The sequence below is a fragment of the Streptomyces sp. NBC_01450 genome, assembly GCF_036227505.1.
In the GTDB taxonomy this organism is placed as follows: Bacteria; Actinomycetota; Actinomycetes; order Streptomycetales; family Streptomycetaceae; genus Streptomyces.
Window position 1 is genome coordinate 2,136,144 of the sequence record NZ_CP109481.1, and the last position, 15,487, is coordinate 2,151,630.

11 protein-coding genes are annotated in these 15,487 nt (G+C 68.1%); 1 reads left to right on the forward strand and 10 read right to left on the reverse strand.

Annotated elements, in window-relative coordinates; translation table 11 throughout:
• Positions 1 to 214: 214 nt before the first annotated feature.
• Positions 215 to 643 carry a BP74-related protein gene (locus OG568_RS58295; protein ID WP_329538066.1) on the forward strand — a complete coding sequence of 143 codons (429 nt, stop codon included), beginning with the start codon at positions 215 to 217 and terminating at the stop codon, positions 641 to 643.
• Between the two features lie 840 nt (positions 644 to 1,483).
• Here the strand turns inward: OG568_RS58295 and OG568_RS58300 are convergent.
• From OG568_RS58300 to OG568_RS58345, 10 genes are all read right to left on the reverse strand, one after another.
• Complete coding sequence (locus OG568_RS58300; protein WP_329538067.1) at positions 1,484 to 2,830, reverse strand: endonuclease domain-containing protein; 1,347 nt, start codon at positions 2,828 to 2,830, stop codon at positions 1,484 to 1,486.
• A 50-nt stretch (positions 2,831 to 2,880) separates the two neighbouring features.
• On the reverse strand, positions 2,881 to 4,047 hold the full coding sequence (locus tag OG568_RS58305) for an alanine--tRNA ligase-related protein (protein WP_329538068.1): 1,167 nt from the start codon (positions 4,045 to 4,047) through the stop codon (positions 2,881 to 2,883).
• Positions 4,048 to 4,510: 463 nt separating this feature from the next.
• Complete coding sequence (locus OG568_RS58310; protein ID WP_329538069.1) at positions 4,511 to 5,098, reverse strand: hemerythrin domain-containing protein; 588 nt, start codon at positions 5,096 to 5,098, stop codon at positions 4,511 to 4,513.
• A gap of 79 nt (positions 5,099 to 5,177) precedes the next feature.
• A complete protein-coding gene (locus OG568_RS58315) occupies positions 5,178 to 6,146 on the reverse strand; it encodes an ROK family protein (protein WP_329538070.1) in 969 nt (322 codons plus the stop codon).
• Positions 6,143 to 7,837 (reverse strand): class I mannose-6-phosphate isomerase, encoded by a 1,695-nt coding sequence (locus OG568_RS58320; RefSeq protein WP_329538072.1) that lies wholly within the window; start codon positions 7,835 to 7,837, stop codon positions 6,143 to 6,145. Before OG568_RS58320 ends, OG568_RS58315 begins: the two co-directional genes overlap by 4 nt.
• 55 nt (positions 7,838 to 7,892) lie before the next feature.
• Complete coding sequence (locus tag OG568_RS58325) at positions 7,893 to 8,807, reverse strand: carbohydrate ABC transporter permease (protein WP_329538073.1); 915 nt, start codon at positions 8,805 to 8,807, stop codon at positions 7,893 to 7,895.
• Positions 8,804 to 9,736, reverse strand: a complete 933-nt coding sequence (locus OG568_RS58330; RefSeq protein ID WP_266592457.1) for a carbohydrate ABC transporter permease — start codon at positions 9,734 to 9,736, stop codon at positions 8,804 to 8,806. Before OG568_RS58330 ends, OG568_RS58325 begins: the two co-directional genes overlap by 4 nt.
• Positions 9,733 to 11,118: an ABC transporter substrate-binding protein gene (locus tag OG568_RS58335; protein ID WP_329538074.1), complete on the reverse strand. Its 1,386-nt coding sequence runs from the start codon at positions 11,116 to 11,118 to the stop codon at positions 9,733 to 9,735. Before OG568_RS58335 ends, OG568_RS58330 begins: the two co-directional genes overlap by 4 nt.
• Positions 11,119 to 11,134: 16 nt before the next feature.
• Positions 11,135 to 12,232, reverse strand: a complete 1,098-nt coding sequence (locus tag OG568_RS58340; RefSeq protein WP_329538075.1) for an enolase C-terminal domain-like protein — start codon at positions 12,230 to 12,232, stop codon at positions 11,135 to 11,137.
• A gap of 49 nt (positions 12,233 to 12,281) precedes the next feature.
• On the reverse strand, positions 12,282 to 15,299 hold the full coding sequence (locus OG568_RS58345) for a discoidin domain-containing protein (protein WP_329538313.1): 3,018 nt from the start codon (positions 15,297 to 15,299) through the stop codon (positions 12,282 to 12,284).
• Positions 15,300 to 15,487: the final 188 nt, after the last annotated feature.

Here is a 15,487-nt window from a genome sequence, read left to right on the forward strand (position 1 = left end):
ACCGCGGACAGAGCCTTGAAAACGACCGGGGCTGCTCCTCGCCTCACTTGATCAAGTCCTCAAGCGAGCGGGGAACCTCGGTGAGTGCCGATGCTGTCGAGGATCTTGAAAGGCGGGCTTCGAGCGTGATCGTTTACTTGACGTATGCATTCGACTACGTTGCGTTATTGCATGGTCGTGAGTGTCACGACCCCCCAGGCACGGAGCTGCCCTCATGCGACGTATCACCACCCGGATCGGTGCCTTCGCGGTCACCCTGCTCGCTCTGACCATGGGGCAGAGCGGACAGGCCGGAGCCGCCGGCGACGCCGCGTACTTCAACATGCGGGACATCACCGGCCACAACTTCGTCATCGAGATCACCAGGTCAGAAGTCATCAAGGAAGCCCGTGACATCGTCAGGAGCGGGGAACCCAAGGTCGTCATCGGCCGCATCATCAAGCACGCGGCCAGCTACAACCCCCAGTGGGACTTCCACTACAACCCGGACACCATCAGCTTCGCCGACGCGGCCATCGAGGTCTGCGACGCCACCATCCCCTACGTCGAGGACCACCTGGACGAAGCCGGCGGCGCCTTCCTCCCCGGCCTCTACTGGTGCCCCTGGACCGGCCGCCTCACCGCAGAAGTCACCCCTCGCTAACCCCGTTCCACACCCCCAGCTGCGAACGGTAATGCTGTCAGGGGGGCTTGATCCGACGCTCAACCGCCGGTCGGCCGGCTCCCTTGTCCGGGTGGACTTCCTGGCGAACGCCACGACCCTGATGTTGGCGGGCAATGGGGTGGCCCCTCCTGTATGGCGCCGGCCTGCGGACGGGCGCCACATGGGAGGGGCGCCCGTCCAACCGCTTCGCCCGTGAATACGGCGCCCTTCACAAACCGTCCCGGGCTGAGCAGGATGACCTCCTGCCGGGCGGCCACGCCAAGGCGGCGCCTGGCCGCTGTGCAGCCTGGCCCGGGAGGCTAGCGGGCGAGGGTGACGTGGATGGGCTGGTCGGGGCAGTGGGCCAGGCCTTCGGCGAGGGCGGTTTGTTCGGTGGGGTCGACGGTGAGGTGGTAGCGGGTTTTGTCGGCGACCCAGTCGGTGAGGCACTGACACCAGTAGCCGGCATAGGGGGCATCGAGTCGCTGGGGTCCTTGTCGGCTTTGGATCGGTTGGAAGCGCGTGGGTTCGCGGCTTCCTGGACCTGAACAGAGCGGTACTCGCGTGTGGTTGGGAGTCCAGCTTCGGCGTGGGGCCGAGTTCGTTCGACTCTGCTGCGCCGTTCTTCAGCCGATCAAAGCGGGTGCCGGAATCCGGCCCGCGCGACCGGGCGCCTGGGCCTCAAGGAGCGCCTCCCGTCGCATCACCGGCCACGTCCTGCAATGGCGCAGCAGGGTCCGGGGTAACTCTGCCGGGCATTTCGCTGGGGCGTGCGGGGTGACCGTGTCGGGGCCGGCAGCTGCGAGGTGACGTGGGGGTGTCAGGTCTCCCGGTGCTCGCTCAGAACAGTGCGGGGCCCTCGCCGCTGGTGTCCACGATGACTGGCCGGAACTGGGCAGGGAGGTCGTCCAAGCGGTCAGGACCGGCCGCGGCGGCCACGGCGGGGGCCGTCTCGGCCAGCCAGATGCGAAACCGCTCGGCGGCTTCACGGTAGGGGACTCGCGCCAGGACACGGTGCTCGCCGGAGGGGCAGAAGTCGACGGCGACCGTGAACAGGCAGGAACGGGGCGCCTGGTGACTGCCCGTCCAGGACACGCGCAGGACACCGCAGGGCTTGCGCCCGCGGGGAGCGCGGTGGGTCGGGCGCAGTGATCGGCAGGCTGTGTGGGCGGTCCATGCGGCGAGGTGCGGCAGGGGCAGGGTGGTGCGTGCGCGGCAGCCGGGGCAGCGGTGCCAGTGGCGGAGCCAGTCGTCGGTGTCGGTGTGGAAGAGGCGTGTGTAGCGGTTCGCCACGCGGATGTCGTTGCTGTAGAGGTGGTCGGGGCGTTCCAGTGTGTTGCAGGACTGGCAGAGGGGGGCGCGGACGTAGCCGTGTTCGTGGCAGTGGTCGAGGACTGTGGCGGGCGCAGTGCGGCAGACGGCGCACGCCCACGCAGCCACCCGGCGGGAGGTACCGGGCTTCCTGCTGAGCACCGAGTACAGTTGGCCTTGCAGCTCTGCGTTGTACGGGCGCAGTGAGGCGGTGGGGCCCTCGGGGCTCGTCGGCTGCCGACCGTCGGCGTCTCGGGCCTGCCGGGGGGAGGAGGGCGGCTCGGTGACGGCTGCGCCTGCCTGGCGGGTCCGTGCGGCTTGCACCCACTGCGTTTCGGTGTGCTCGGCCGCATCCAGCAGCCTGACCACAGCGCGCGGCAGCCACCACGTCCGCTGCGTCCCGTCGCGGGTCTGCTCCACGAGTATCTGTCGCCAGTCGATCCCCGCCAGATGGTACGGCCGGCCGACTTCACGTCGTGCTGCCTCCCGCGCGGGGCCGCCCGGCTCCTGCAGTTCCCACGTGATGCGCCGGCGCCAACGCAGCGGCGTCTCCTCGTCGTACTCCTGCGTCGGCGCCCCACGAAACGGACCGATGCGGACCAGGTCCTGCCGGTCCATTCCCACCGCGTTCAGTTCCGCGGCCGCCCGGCGCACCCGAGCCTCCGGAACACTCCACTGACCGCCGCTCGCCCTCACCGTCGCCACGACATGGCCGCCGAGCAGGACGTACCCCATCCGGGCATGGGCAGGAGAGCAGGTGAATGCCCCAGAAGCCGTCGGCACAGCACTGTCGGCCGTCAAGTCGACCCACAGAGCGTCCGCGGCACCCAGGGTGATCAGGCCGTCCGTGCGACCGGGCATGACACGCTCTGACATACCGACAGGCTAACGGCCTGCATCGAGCAACAGAGTCCTTCCCCCCGCCATCACTCTTGCCGCAGGCTCATGACCAGATCACGAGGCAGACCGTGGGTGTCGTGGAGGTAGTGGAAGTCCTCATCCCTCAGCGGGCCTTGGAACCGGGATCGGGCAAGCACCTGCCGACCGCGTTCCAGGAGCCGACTGAACCGGCGCTCCTCATCGAGCAGCAGTCGGCGCACGTCGCTGGGATCCACTTCCTGCCGGAAGCGGTCCAGGGTATGCGAGACCAACTCGTCCGGCAGGTCTCCGAGACCGCGCGACGGATCGTCCCGCCACAGAACGGTGAGCACCCGTCGCACCAGGCGGCGGAGCACGTAACCTCGTCCAGTGTTGGCCGGGCGCACCCCGTCGCCGAGTACCACGATGGCTGAGCGCAGGTGGTCGTAGACCAGGCGCAGCGACGGTTCGTCCAGTGGCCACAGGGCCGGCACGAGACGGCGCCAGGGGTCGAAGACGTCGCACTCGAACACTGACGACTTGCCCTGCAGCAGAGAGGCCAGCCGCTCCAGGCCGAGCCCAGTGTCGATGTTGCGTTGGGGGAGCGGTACGAGGGAGCCGTCCTCGAGTCGACGATGGCGCATCATCACGTGGTTCCACACCTCCACCCAGCGGTCGTCGCGGGTGGGCGTCGACTGGGGTGGGGTATCACCGCTCCACAGAAAGATCTCTGAGTCGGGGCCGCACGGGCCGACCGGTCCGTTGGACCACCAGTTGTCCTCCACGGTGAGCTCCACGGGAACGCCGCGGTCCTGCCACAACTGCAGGGAAGCAGTGTCTGGCCCGGTCTGGTCGTCACCGCCGTAGACGGTGGCATGCAGCAGGCCCGGATCGACACCCAGTCCATCTGTGAGCAGTCTGTACCCCCAGTCGAGACTCAGCGAGCCCTCGTAGTCGCCCAGCGACCAGGTGCCGAGCATCTCGAAGACAGTCAGATGGGTGGCATCGCCGACCTCCTCCAGGTCCGTGGTGCGCAGACAGCGCTGCACATTGACCAGCCGCCGGCCCAGTGGATGGGGGCGCCCCTCCAGATACGGGGTGAGCGGATGCATGCCGGAGGTGGTGAACAGCACCGAGTCGCCAGGGGGTGGCAGCAGCGTCGAGCCGGTGATCCGGCGGTGATCACGCTCCTCGAAGTACTCGACGAACGTGCGGACAATCTTCTCTGTGTTCATGAGGGTGGCTCCTTCGCGTCACAGCGGGGGAGGCACCGGATAACGGGACCGCGCTGGTCGTCACATCCGGGGCAAGAAGCCAAGAACGCCACGGAACCACCGACGGGCCGTTTCCGGTCGCCGGTGGGAAAGGGGGAAGGTCAGGCGGCGGCAACCGGCGAGCTGGTCGCTCGCGCGGTCGCGATGATGCTTCGGCCGGTGACGTTCATACGGGCGACCCTAACGCGCCCAGGCCTTCGCTGCACACGAATTTTCCGCCAGAACGTCCTGGCCCGTGGCGGGTCCCGCCAGGCAGGCGCGGCCGGGAACGCGACGGCGGCTCAAGCCGCCTCGCCACCTCTGATGCTCAGAAGCGCCAACTGAAGCGATCAGGTGCCAACTCGAGCGCTCAGCCACACTTGATGCGCGATGGAGCCATCTCTCCACCCTCGTTCGAAGCCGAGTTCGATGTTGTCGATGCCGGTCAACTCGACGTGTGGACCGTCGGCGCGTCGTCCGCGGTCACGGAAGTAGATCTCCTGCAGGCCTTCGCCGACGACGGCCTGGAGCTGTTCGTCGGTGGCGCCGGCGGTCTGGGCGTCGAAGAAGCGGGGGGCGGGCGGCCGGACAGTGAGGGCACGTCAAGCGGTCGTGCGCCGACCGCGGATCCGGTCGGTCTCGCGGCGGTACTGCCGCTGTCCGAGAAGCTTCCACAGCACCCGGGCAGGGCCTGTGCCTGCCACCGGTCCATGAGCCCCTGGACCTCGGCGATCCCCTCGGTGAGCTCGCGGTGCTGCGCCTCCATCGCCAGGACTTGCTCGGCATCGAGGTCCAGGTGGGGCAGCAACACCGGCCACAGCATCTCGTCCTCGCCGGTGTGGTGGGCGTGCAGGCCGATGGAGTACAGCCGCCAGTGTTCGGCGAGGATCCGGGATCGGGCGGTGTCGGCGGGGCGCACGTCCTGGACGAGTTCGACCAGCAGGCGCGACTCTCGGCGGAACACCTGGTGGATCATCGCCATCTCACGGGTGTAGGGGTGGATGGTGGAGCCGGAAGTGTTGCTCGAAGTCATGACACCCAGTCTTCGGGGTTCCGCCGAGGAGACTTCATCGCGGCCTCGGCGAAGTGGAAATGCGTCAGCTTCGTCGGTCTCACGCCACCGTCGCGCGGGCCGCGCCCACCAGTGCGGCGTCCCCCGCGGGGCCGGCAGGCTTCATCGCACGAGTACGCCGTGCGCCGCCCGCCAAGGAGTGACCCGGACCAGGTAGCGCGTCTCCTACGGAGCACTTCGGGGCTCCGGGAGCTGGTGAATCCGCGTCGGCATGTGGGTCGTCCGGCGTCCAGCCTCCGGTCACGAGACCGGTGGACAAAGCGGGGGCGACGAGGTCCCAGGAGCGGGCTATGGAGCCTCCGACGACCAGGGCGGTCGCGCCGAAGTCCACCAGGCGCGGGCCCAGCACGACGCCCAGTGCGGTGAAGACGTCGTCCAGCACCCGCTGGGCCCGTTCCTCCCCCGCCCTGGCTCGTCCGGCGATGTCGTGCACATCGGCGGTGGGGTCGCCGTAGCGGGAGAGGATCGCCCGGCGTGAGACGGTGTCCTCCAGCGGCCGGCCACCGATCTCGGTGAGGTCCATCCGCCCCTCGGGTGGTACGCCGGGACCGTTGTCGCAGATGTGGCCGTCGGCGAGAAACGCCGAGCCGACACCGGTGCCGAGCGTGATGCCCACGGCGCGGCGGTGCCCGCGGACGGTACCCGCGGACCACTCGCCGGTCAGGAAGGCGTGGGCGTCATTGAGGAACACGACGTCGCCGGGACGCTGTCGCAGTCCGTCGAGGAGTGCTGCTCGCACGTCCATCCCGTACAGGGCGTCGAACTTGCCCACGCCCTTGAAGAGGGCGACCCCCCGTGCGTAGTCGAACGGCCCGGGCACCGCCACGCCCCACCGCGCACCTGGAGGTACCGACAGCCCGTCGGCGCAGTGTCGTACGCAGCCGAGGATGTCGTCGGCAGCGCCGTCCGCGTCGAGCGGCTTGCGCGTACGGCTGGTGATACGCCCGTCGCGCAGGTCGACGAGCGCCGCGGTGACATGGGTGCCGCCGATCTCCAGGACCGGAATCAACGGACCAACGCCTTCACGACACGCACCGGGCCGCCAGCGGCCGCTCGCAGGGTGTAGCGGCCGACCGCGGCCGGCACGGTGAGCGTCTCCGCGTAGGCGAGTTCGTGCCGGTCTCCGGCCGCCGTGTGCACCGTGACGCCTTCCCCTTCCACCACGTTCAGGATGTGGAACCGTCCTTGCGTGTCGTCGGCCGCCTCGGCGTCGGCGTCGAGCACGAACCTCCTGACCTCATAGAACATCTCGGCCAGCGCGCCGATGACCTCCTCCCGCCAACCGGTGCCCTCGCGCAGGGTGCGGGGCTCTTGCACCAGGTCGCGGGCGACGGCCGCACCGCGTCGTCCGGTCTCCAGGTTGGCGAACCCGTGCTCGTAGGGCAGAGGGCGCGGATTGCCGTCGGCACCGGGTCGCAGCCAGTCGTAGAACCTCAGGCTGTACAGGTAGGGGGTGGCGCTGATCTCCAGCACGAGGTTGCCCGCGCCGCTGGCGTGCGGGGTGCCCGCCGGGATCATGAACAGCCGGCCCTGCTCGGCGGGGAAGGCCAGGACGTGGTCCTCGGGGTCCATGGGGACTCCGTCGGTGACGGCCCGCTCCACCTCCTTGCGGAAGACGTCGACGTCGGCATCCTCGCGCAGGCCGAGGAACACCTTGGTGTCGGTGCTGCCGAGGGTCAGGTAGTACGTCTCGTGCTGGGTGTAGTCCCAGCCGAAACGTTCCCGCATGTACGACTCCTTCGGGTGGCAGTGCACGGAGAGGCTGCCGCCGCCGACGGTGTCCAGGTAGTCGAAGCGGATCGGGAAGGACGTGCCGAAGCGGGCATGCACCTGTGCCCCCAACACGTCGTCCGGTTCCAGCACGCACATGAGTTGGAACGGCACCTCGGCCTGGGCCTGAGGTCCGGTGCCGATGAGGATGCCGGCCTCGGGCGCGATCAGTTCGTAGCCGAGCGCGGTGTTGTCGGCGTCGGGGTTGAAGCCGAGCTCGCGCTGTGCCCAATGGCCGCCCCAGGGCGTGGAGTTGAAGTACGGGCGGGTGCGGACGGGCTGGCGGGCCAGAGCGGCGTACGTGGCGCGCAGGCCTGCTCCGTCGAGCCACGCCGGGTGGTCGGGGCTCTGCATGTCGAGCCAGGCGTCGAGGCGGCGTGCGAGCGAGTCCCGGTGCTGGTCGATCATCGGCCAGTCGACGTAGAACAGCCGTCTGAAGTCGGGCTTCTCGCCCGGCAGACCGAGGTTGGCGCCCGGCTCGCCCGCGCCGACGGCGGCCTCCGCGTATCGCTTGGGCACATCGGCGTACCAGAGCAGGTCGTGCTCCACGAGGGCGGCGCCGGGCCCGTGGACGAGGAGCAGCCCTTCCTTCGGCGGTGCGGATACCGGGAGGGTCTCGAAGAGGTCGTTGAGGGGATTGTCGGCGAGCCCGCGGAAGTAGGGGTCGTCGGCGTCTGCCGGCCGTTCGGTGCGGCTCCTGACGAGCGCCGGCCGTGCGTAGTGGCTCCGTATGTCGAGCAGGGTGACGGGGGTACCGCGCCCGGTCAGCTCATGTGCGAGGCGATCGACGAGGAGGGACCAGTCGACGGACGGGGGCCCGTCGATGGCCACCACCGCGGGGCCGTCGGGGAGTTGGGAGGCCACTGCCTGCCATCCCGTGTGGAGGACGGCCTGCGGGGCGGGGGCGTAGCGCGGATCGAGCCGGTACACACGGTCTCCTTTGCGGACAGGGGGTGGGTGAAGAGGGAAGGCGTCACGGAGGCGCTCATTCCTTGCTCGCTCCGGCGAGCATCCCGGACACCAGAGTGCGCTGCGAGAAGACGAAGAGCACCAGCACGGGCAGGATGGCGATGATGATGGCCAGGGCGAGTTCGGGGATGGTGACGTTCAGTCCGGCGCCGGCGACGGGGTTGAAGGACGGCGTCGAGGTCAGCAGTTGGTTCAGGCCCACCTGGACGGGGAACTGCTCGCTGTTCGGCAGGACGAGATACGGCAGGAAGAAGTTGTTCCAGTTGCCGACGAAGCTGAAGAACGCGACCAGTCCGATCACGGGCTTGGCGAGCGGGAGCGCGATGCGGGAGAAGAGCTGCCACTCCGTGCAGCCGTCGATCCGCGCGGCGGACAGCAGGTCCCTGGGGAGGCTGCTCCCGAAGTAGATGTACACCAGGTACACGCCGAACGGGTAGAAGGAGAACGGGAGTATCACCGACCAGACGGTGCCGATCAGGTGGAAGCGGTTGAGTTCCAGGAAGACCGGCAGCACCAGGGTGGCCTGCGGCATGATCATGGTGACCAGGGTGATCACGAGGAGCGTCTTGCGTCCCCGGAAGTTCGTCAGCGCCAGCGCGTAGCCGGCCGGAACACTGACGGCCAGCGTCAGGATCAGCGAACCGCCCGAGTAGACGGCCGAGTTACGCAGCCACCTCACCATGGCGCCGTCCTGGAAGGCGAACAGGTGCCGCCAGGCCGTGCCGATCTGATGGAACGAGCCGAAGGACAGGGGGTTGTCCCGCACCACTTCGCCGGCGGTCTTCGACGGGGCCAGCAGCAGCCAGATCACCGGCAGTACGAAGAACACCAGCAGGAAGGCCAGGAGGAGTCCTACGACCAGGAAGGGGAGGGTCCTGGAAGGACGGATACGCCGCCTCACGGCCGTCAGGAAGAGAGCGGTCTGTGTCATTTCTCATCCAACTTGAACAGGTTCGAGCGAGCGACCAGCAGCCCGGCGGCGAGGAGGCCCACGGCAAGGAGGACGACGGAGATGGCGGCGGCGCCGTTGAAGTCGCCCTGCTGAAAGGCGTAGACGTAGGCGAGCTGGTTCGGCGACCAGGTGGGACTCACCCGGCCGAGGCTGGCGGTCTGGAGAAGCTGGGGCTCCACGAACAACTGGGTGCCCGTCGCGAAAGCCATGATCGTCATGTAGACGATCCACTGCCGGATCATCGGGATCTGGATGTGCCAGGCGGTGCGCCACGGGCCCGCGCCGTCCATGCGGGCCGCTTCCAGCACCTCGTCGGGGATGTTGTTCAAAGCCCCGTACATCACGACCATCCAGCCTCCGGCACCGGTCCAGAAGGCGATCAACATGAGGATCAGCGGCAGGTTGCCGGGCGCCAGGACGGCGGCGAACGTCTTCAACCCCATGCTGGTGAGCAGCCAGGACACCGGGCTGAGGGCGGGGTCCAGCATGAACAGCCAGACCAGCACGCTCGCCACTCCGGCGAGGGCGCCAGGGATGTAGTAGAGGAAGCGGAAGAGCGCCGATGTGCCCGGGCGCACGCGGCTGCGCAGCACCACAGCGGTCAGTACGACCAGGACGACGAGGGTCACCAGCCACATGACCAGGTAGATCAGCATGTGGGTGAAGGCCGGGGCGAAGCGGTAGTCCTGGATGACCTTCACGAACTGGTTGAGCCCGGTGAACTGGCCTCGGTCATTGGTGAACGCGAGGTAGAACGCGTACCCGGTGGGGAAGACGCCGAACGCGAGCAGCAGCAGCGCGTAGCCGGCGACGAAGAAGTATCCCGCGCGACCGCGGCCCTTGCGCCGCGGCGTGGTGCCGCGGCGCAAGGGGGAGACGGCGACGCGCTCGGTCTCCAGCAAGGTCACTGATCGACCACCTTGTAGCCCTGGGTCTTGGCCTCGTTGGCGATCTCCTGCTGCCAGGCCGGCAGCGTGTCGGTCAGGCTCTTTCCGGAGGTCAGAGCCGGCAGGACGACGCTGGACCAGGCGGTGGAGTCCGAGAACTTGGTGTTCGACCAGCCGGTCCACACCTCGTTCGCGGCCTGCTCGAACGGCTCGCTCACATCATTGGCGAAGTAGTTCCTGTTGGCCGGGTTGGCCAGCCAGGCCTTCGCGGCCTGGGTGTAGGCCGGATAGGTGGGCGCGGTGGCCTGGTTCTCGTCGGAGGTGGTCAGCCAGGTGACCAGGTCCGTGGACGCCTTGAGGTTGGCGCTGTGCGAGGACACCATCCACACGCCGCCGCCGACGTTGCCCGTGGCGGTCGTGCTCTCTCCCTTCCATGTCAGAGGGGGCGCCGCGGCGATCTGCTTGGCCGGGGTCTTGAAGCCGGCCTTGAAGAGGTACTGGCCGTACCAGGAAGGGCCGTAGGCCATCAGGACCTTGCTGCCGCTGGTCTTGGCGAATCCCTGGCTGAAGAAGCCCTGCGTGGCGATGGCCTTGGCGCTGATCAGGTTGTCCAGCAGCTTCGCCATCCGGGTGCACTTCGGGTCCTGCAGGTCGGTGCGCAGCGTGTCGGGCTTCACCAGGCTGAACGCGGGGCACTGCCCCGACCAGAAGTACGACTCATGGGAGTTGGTGTCGCCGACCGAGCCGACCAGATAGCCCGGATGGTCCTTGGCGACCTGCTTGCCGAGGGCTTCGTACTCCTGCCAGGTGGTGGGAACCTTGTATCCCCACTTGTCCATGAGGGGCTTGTTGTACCACAGGAGGACTTGCGCGATGTCATTGCGCATGCAGTAGGTGTGGCCGTTGAATTGACAGGGCGTCAGCGATCCCTTGGCGAACCCGTCCAGGGTGCTCTTCGGTACGAGCTTCTCGTCCAGGGGTGCGGCGAACGGCTGCGCGCCGGGCTTGGTGGCCTTCGACGCCCAGGTCACGTCGGTCGGCGTGCCGAACACCACGTCCGGCCACCCGCTGCCGGTCCGGTCGAACAGCTGCACCTTCGACTGCAGATACGCCGATCCGTCGGCTCCGCCGTCGTACGTGACGATCTTCATCTTCGCGTCGGGGTGCGACTTCTGGTACGCCTGCACCGACGGCAGTCTGGTCGAGTCGGCCCACACCGTTATCTGTGAACCCTCCTTCTGCGCGGCCGGCTTGAACGCCGACTGCCCGGAGGAGGAATGGGTGGAGGTGTCGGCGCTGGCACAGCCTGCCAGGGCGGCCGTGGTGGCCAGTGACAGCGTGACGGCCGCCGTGCGGAGCAGGGAGTGACGTCGGCCGGTTCTCGGAGATCTGGAAGACCCCATTGTCTTGCCTTTCTGTTCAGTGCTGCTGCTCGACGAACGGCAGGAGCTCGTTGCCGTAGCCGAAATCGAGAGGAAGGGCTATGCCGGGCCCCGTGGGGGCGTGCACCAGGCCCTGGTCGTCCACGTGGCGCTCACGGACAACGTTCACCGAGGTCACCAGGGACTCGTAGTAGGTGGTGTTGGAGATGGCCATGCACAGGTGGTGGTTGGGGATGTCCGAACCGTGCACCTCGGCCCGCAGACGGTAGGCGTCGGCGAGATGCGCGGTGCGCATGGCGCCGGTGATACCGCCCCGGAGAGTGGTGCCGGCCCGAACACCGAAGGTGGCGGCACCGGCCCGGATGAAGTCCGCCGCGTTCATGTGCGCACCGTCGGAGGTCTCGGCCACCAGAAGCGGTACGTCCACGGTCTCGGCGAGCTTCTGATAGGCCGAGATGCTGAATTCGCGGATCGGCTCCTCGTACCAGAGATAGTCGGCCTCGGAGAGTGCCCGCCCCAGCCGGATCGCGTCGGGCAGGTCGAAGCCCGCTGATCCGTCGTACATGAGAGGGACGTCGGGACCGACGTGGTCGCGCAGCGCCAGGCACAGTTCCGCGTCACGGCGGGCGTCGCCCCAGGCGTGCAGTTTGATACCGCGATATCCCAGGGCCAGGCACTGGTCCGCCACGTCGAGGAACTCCGCGACGCTGGAGAACGTCGAGGTGGAGGCGTAGGCGGGGATGGCTTCCCGGAAGCCGCCGAGCAGGCGCCAGACCGGCTGGCCGTGGTAGCGGCCGGCCAGGTCCCACAGGGCGATGTCGATGAGGCCCAAGGTGGGGAGCGGGAGTTCGTGGATACGGTCCAGCTCCCACACCCGGTGCCACAACCATTCCCGCTGGAACGGGTCGGCTCCGACCAACTCCGCACGAAAGACCAGGTCCACCAGGTCCCGAAGGGTGGCGTAGGCGCCCGGACGCGCGAACACCGCCACTCCCTCGGCTCCCTCGTCCGTCCCGATGTGCAGGACTGCGCCGTCGCCCGCCGGAGCGCTTCCGCTCAGCCCGTCGCGCCAGCGGAAGGGCGGACTGGCTGCCGGAACATCGATCCGGTGTACTTCGACATGGGTGATTTTCATCCTGGCTTTCGTTTTCTGTGGGAAAGGTGTCGGCTCGGAGGCGGAGTGCTCAGAAGCCGCCGTACGCCTGGAGCGCGTAGACGCTGCCGCCGTTCCCGCTGGAACCGGTGACGGTCAGGCGCAGGTAGCGTGCGGTGACGGGTTTGTCGGCGAAGGAGTAGACGGCCGACGACGAGGTGGCGGCGGAGGTGTGGTCCTCGAACATCGACCAGGTCGTGCCGTCGGTGGAGTACTCCAGGCGGTACTTGTAGCCGCCGGACTTCTCGAAGGTGGTCACCACGCTGGAGACGCCGGTGTCCTTGCCGAGGTCGACCTGGATCCAGGACGGGTCGGGCAGGCCCGAGCCCTGTGCCCAGCGGGTGGCGAGATCCCCGTCCACCGCCTTCTCGGGCGCGTAGTCGTTGGAGTACGTCGACGAGGCGGTGACCTGCTTGTTCAGGGCCAGGTCGTGGTCGGCCGGCGTGGTGACGACAGCCGCCTCGCTGGGGTCGGAGGCGTTGAGCGCCTCGTCGCGTGCCACGACGGTGAAGGAGTATTCCGTGTCGGCGGTCAGGCCGGAGACCCGCAGGGTGGTGGCGTCGGTGACACCGATCCGCTTGCCGTCCTGGTAGACGACGTAGCTGGTCACGCCGGTGTCATCGGTGGCCGCGGGCCAGCTGACGTCCACGAGGCCGGGCAGCAGCGGCTTGACCGTGGGCTGTCCGGGTGCCGTGGGGGCCGTGTGGTCCGTGACGGTCCGGGGAGTGCCGTAGACCTGGAAGTCGTAGATGCTGCCGCCGTTCCAGCTGGATCCGGTGACGGTCAGCCGGACGAAGCGGCCGGCGACCGGATCGTCGGTGTGGGCGTAGTCGGTCGCCGCCGTGGTGTTCGCGGCGGTGTGGTCCGCGAGTGTCTTCCAGTGGACCTCGTCGGGTGACACCTCGATGCGGTACTTGTAGCCGCTGGCCTTCTCGAAGGTCGTGATCGCGCCGTTCACGTCGTACGAGGCGCCGAGGTCGACCTGGATCCAGGACGGGTCGGGCAGGCCGAGGCCCTGTGCCCAGCGCGTGGACAGGTCACCGTCCACCGCCTTCTGGGGGGTGTTGTCCTCCGAGTACGACGAGGCGGTGAGGGGCTTCTTGAGGGCGAGGTCCGTGCCGGAGGGCATGGTGACCTTCAGCGCCTGGCTGGGCTCGGACTCGTTGCCGGCGGCGTCACGTGCGGTGATCTGGAAGGTGTACGTCTTCCCGGCGGTCAGGCCCGAAAGGCGCACCGAGGTCTTGCCGGTGGCGCTGATCAGCGTGCCGTCGCGGTAGACGGAGTAGCCCGTGACCGCGGTGTCGTCGGTGGCTGCCGTCCAGGTGAGGTCTGCCACCGTCGGGAAAGCGGCGACCGCGGTCGGAGTGCCGGGCGTGCTGGGCGCCTGGTGGTCCGAGACGTCGGGGCCCGGGTCGAGGTGGCGGTAACTCGGCTGGAGGCCTGCGTTGTTGACCACGGAAGCCGGCAGTTGGCCGCAGGAGCCCACGGTGGTGTTGCCGCTGATGGTGCTGCCCGTGCTGTTGGCCTGGGCGGAGTAGGCGGGCTGGGTGGTGAAGTTGCCGGTGGCGTCGATGTCCATGCCGTGGTTGAGGAACAGCCACTGGTAGGCGACGTCGCACAGGGCGTTGCCGGTGTTCGTCCAGTACCGGCTGCCTTCGTCGTGGTAGATCGCGCCGTAGGCGGGCGACGGTATGCCGTGGATGTAGTTGCCGGACACCACGCCGCCGGGGTCGGTGCTGAGTGTGTAGATGGCACCGCCGTCGGCCTGCGACTTCATGATGTCGTAGATCTCGTTGTCCGTGACCTTGGTGTCGCGGCTGGTCGTGGGGGTGTCCCAGACCGGTACGCCCAGATTTCCCGGGTAGTTGCTGTTGCCGCCCTGGTCGGTGAGGCCCCAGCCCCAGCCGACGGAGATGCCGGTGTAGGGCAGGTCGTAGACCTTGTTGTGGGTGATCACGGTGTGGTCGGTGTAGCCGGCCAGGATGCCGATGGAGCCGTTGTACTGGTCGGCGACCTTGGTGACCACGTTGTTGTCGACCGTGGTGTCCTTGGTGATGTCCCGGGGGTCGTCGGGGTGAGCGTCGATCACCGCGACCCCGCCGATCTGGATGCCGGTGGCGGCGATCTGGCGGAAGACGTTGCCCGTGATGTCGGAGCCCTGGGTACCGGTGTTCAGGTTGAGCCCGACCGCGCCGAGATGGGTGAAGGTGTTGCCCTCGAAGCCGATGCCGTGGCCGTAGTTGACGTTGACGGTGCCGGGCGTCTTCTGCCACTTCAGGCGGGTCGCGTCGAAGTCGGGGTCGTTGCCGACCATCCGGAACCCGGCCTGGCCCTCGATGAGGCCCTCGGAGGAACTGGGCGCGAGCCAGGTGGAGTAGGAGAAGGTGATGCCGCGGAAGGACACGTCGCTGACCGGGTCGGTCCTGGTGCCGTTGATGTCCACCAGGTCCTGCACGAGCGGCACGGTGACGGTCGCGGTGGACAGGTTCTGGTCGGCTTTGGGCATGTAGTAGATCTCGCCCTCGCCCTTGTCCAGGTACCACTCACCGGGCGTGTCCAGCAGTTCGCGGGCGTTCTCCAGCCAGGTCGGGTTCTGGATCTCCTGGCCCTGCTGGAGATGGGCGTTGTGCCAGCAGGGCTGCTGCATGGTCATCTTGTTGTCGGCGATCGACTGCACGGGGCAGCGCATCAGCTTCCAGCCCCAGGAGCTGACGACCTCCAGGTCCGAGGGACGCTTGTAGGTGTTGAGGCCGGGGTCGGTGAAGGCGTAGCCGGTGGACGTCTTGCTGAAGCCGGAGGGGTTCTTGGCGCTGCGCGCCCGGGTCTCCAATTCGCCGTCCACATAGAGTTGGCGGGTGTCGATGTCGCCCACCTTGGCTTTGTAGACCCGTCCTGCTCCGTCGGCCGGAACCCAGCCGGTGATCCGCTCGCCTCCGCTGATCACCGGCTGTGCGCCGGGGGCGGCCTCGTAGACGATCTCGTGTCCGTCGCGGCCGGAGTCCCGGGCGGTCAGGGCGAACGTACGGCTGAGCCGGTAGGTACCGGACATGAGCCGGACATGGATGTCGCCTTTGGCGTTCTGCTTGACGTCGCGTACGTAGTCCCGCGCGTGTTCGAACGTCCTGAAAGGGTGTGCGGCACTACCTGAGCCCACGTCCCGGCCGGTTGGAGAGACATAGACATCGAGGTCCGGCGACCGGGGAGCTGCCTGGGCCGGCACGGCAGTCAGCAGGGCTG

Bases quoted from the DNA above. Each gene is read 5' to 3' on its own strand.
- OG568_RS58295 (WP_329538066.1), top strand. From the start codon at position 215: ATGCGACGTATCACCACCCGGATCGGTGCCTTCGCGGTCACCCTGCTC.
- OG568_RS58300 (WP_329538067.1), bottom strand. From the start codon at position 2,830: ATGTCAGAGCGTGTCATGCCCGGTCGCACGGACGGCCTGATCACCCTG.
- OG568_RS58305 (WP_329538068.1), bottom strand. From the start codon at position 4,047: ATGAACACAGAGAAGATTGTCCGCACGTTCGTCGAGTACTTCGAGGAG.
- OG568_RS58310 (WP_329538069.1), bottom strand. From the start codon at position 5,098: ATGACTTCGAGCAACACTTCCGGCTCCACCATCCACCCCTACACCCGT.
- OG568_RS58325 (WP_329538073.1), bottom strand. From the start codon at position 8,807: ATGACACAGACCGCTCTCTTCCTGACGGCCGTGAGGCGGCGTATCCGT.
- OG568_RS58335 (WP_329538074.1), bottom strand. From the start codon at position 11,118: ATGGGGTCTTCCAGATCTCCGAGAACCGGCCGACGTCACTCCCTGCTC.
- OG568_RS58340 (WP_329538075.1), bottom strand. From the start codon at position 12,232: ATGAAAATCACCCATGTCGAAGTACACCGGATCGATGTTCCGGCAGCC.
- OG568_RS58345 (WP_329538313.1), bottom strand. From the start codon at position 15,299: ATGTCCGGTACCTACCGGCTCAGCCGTACGTTCGCCCTGACCGCCCGG.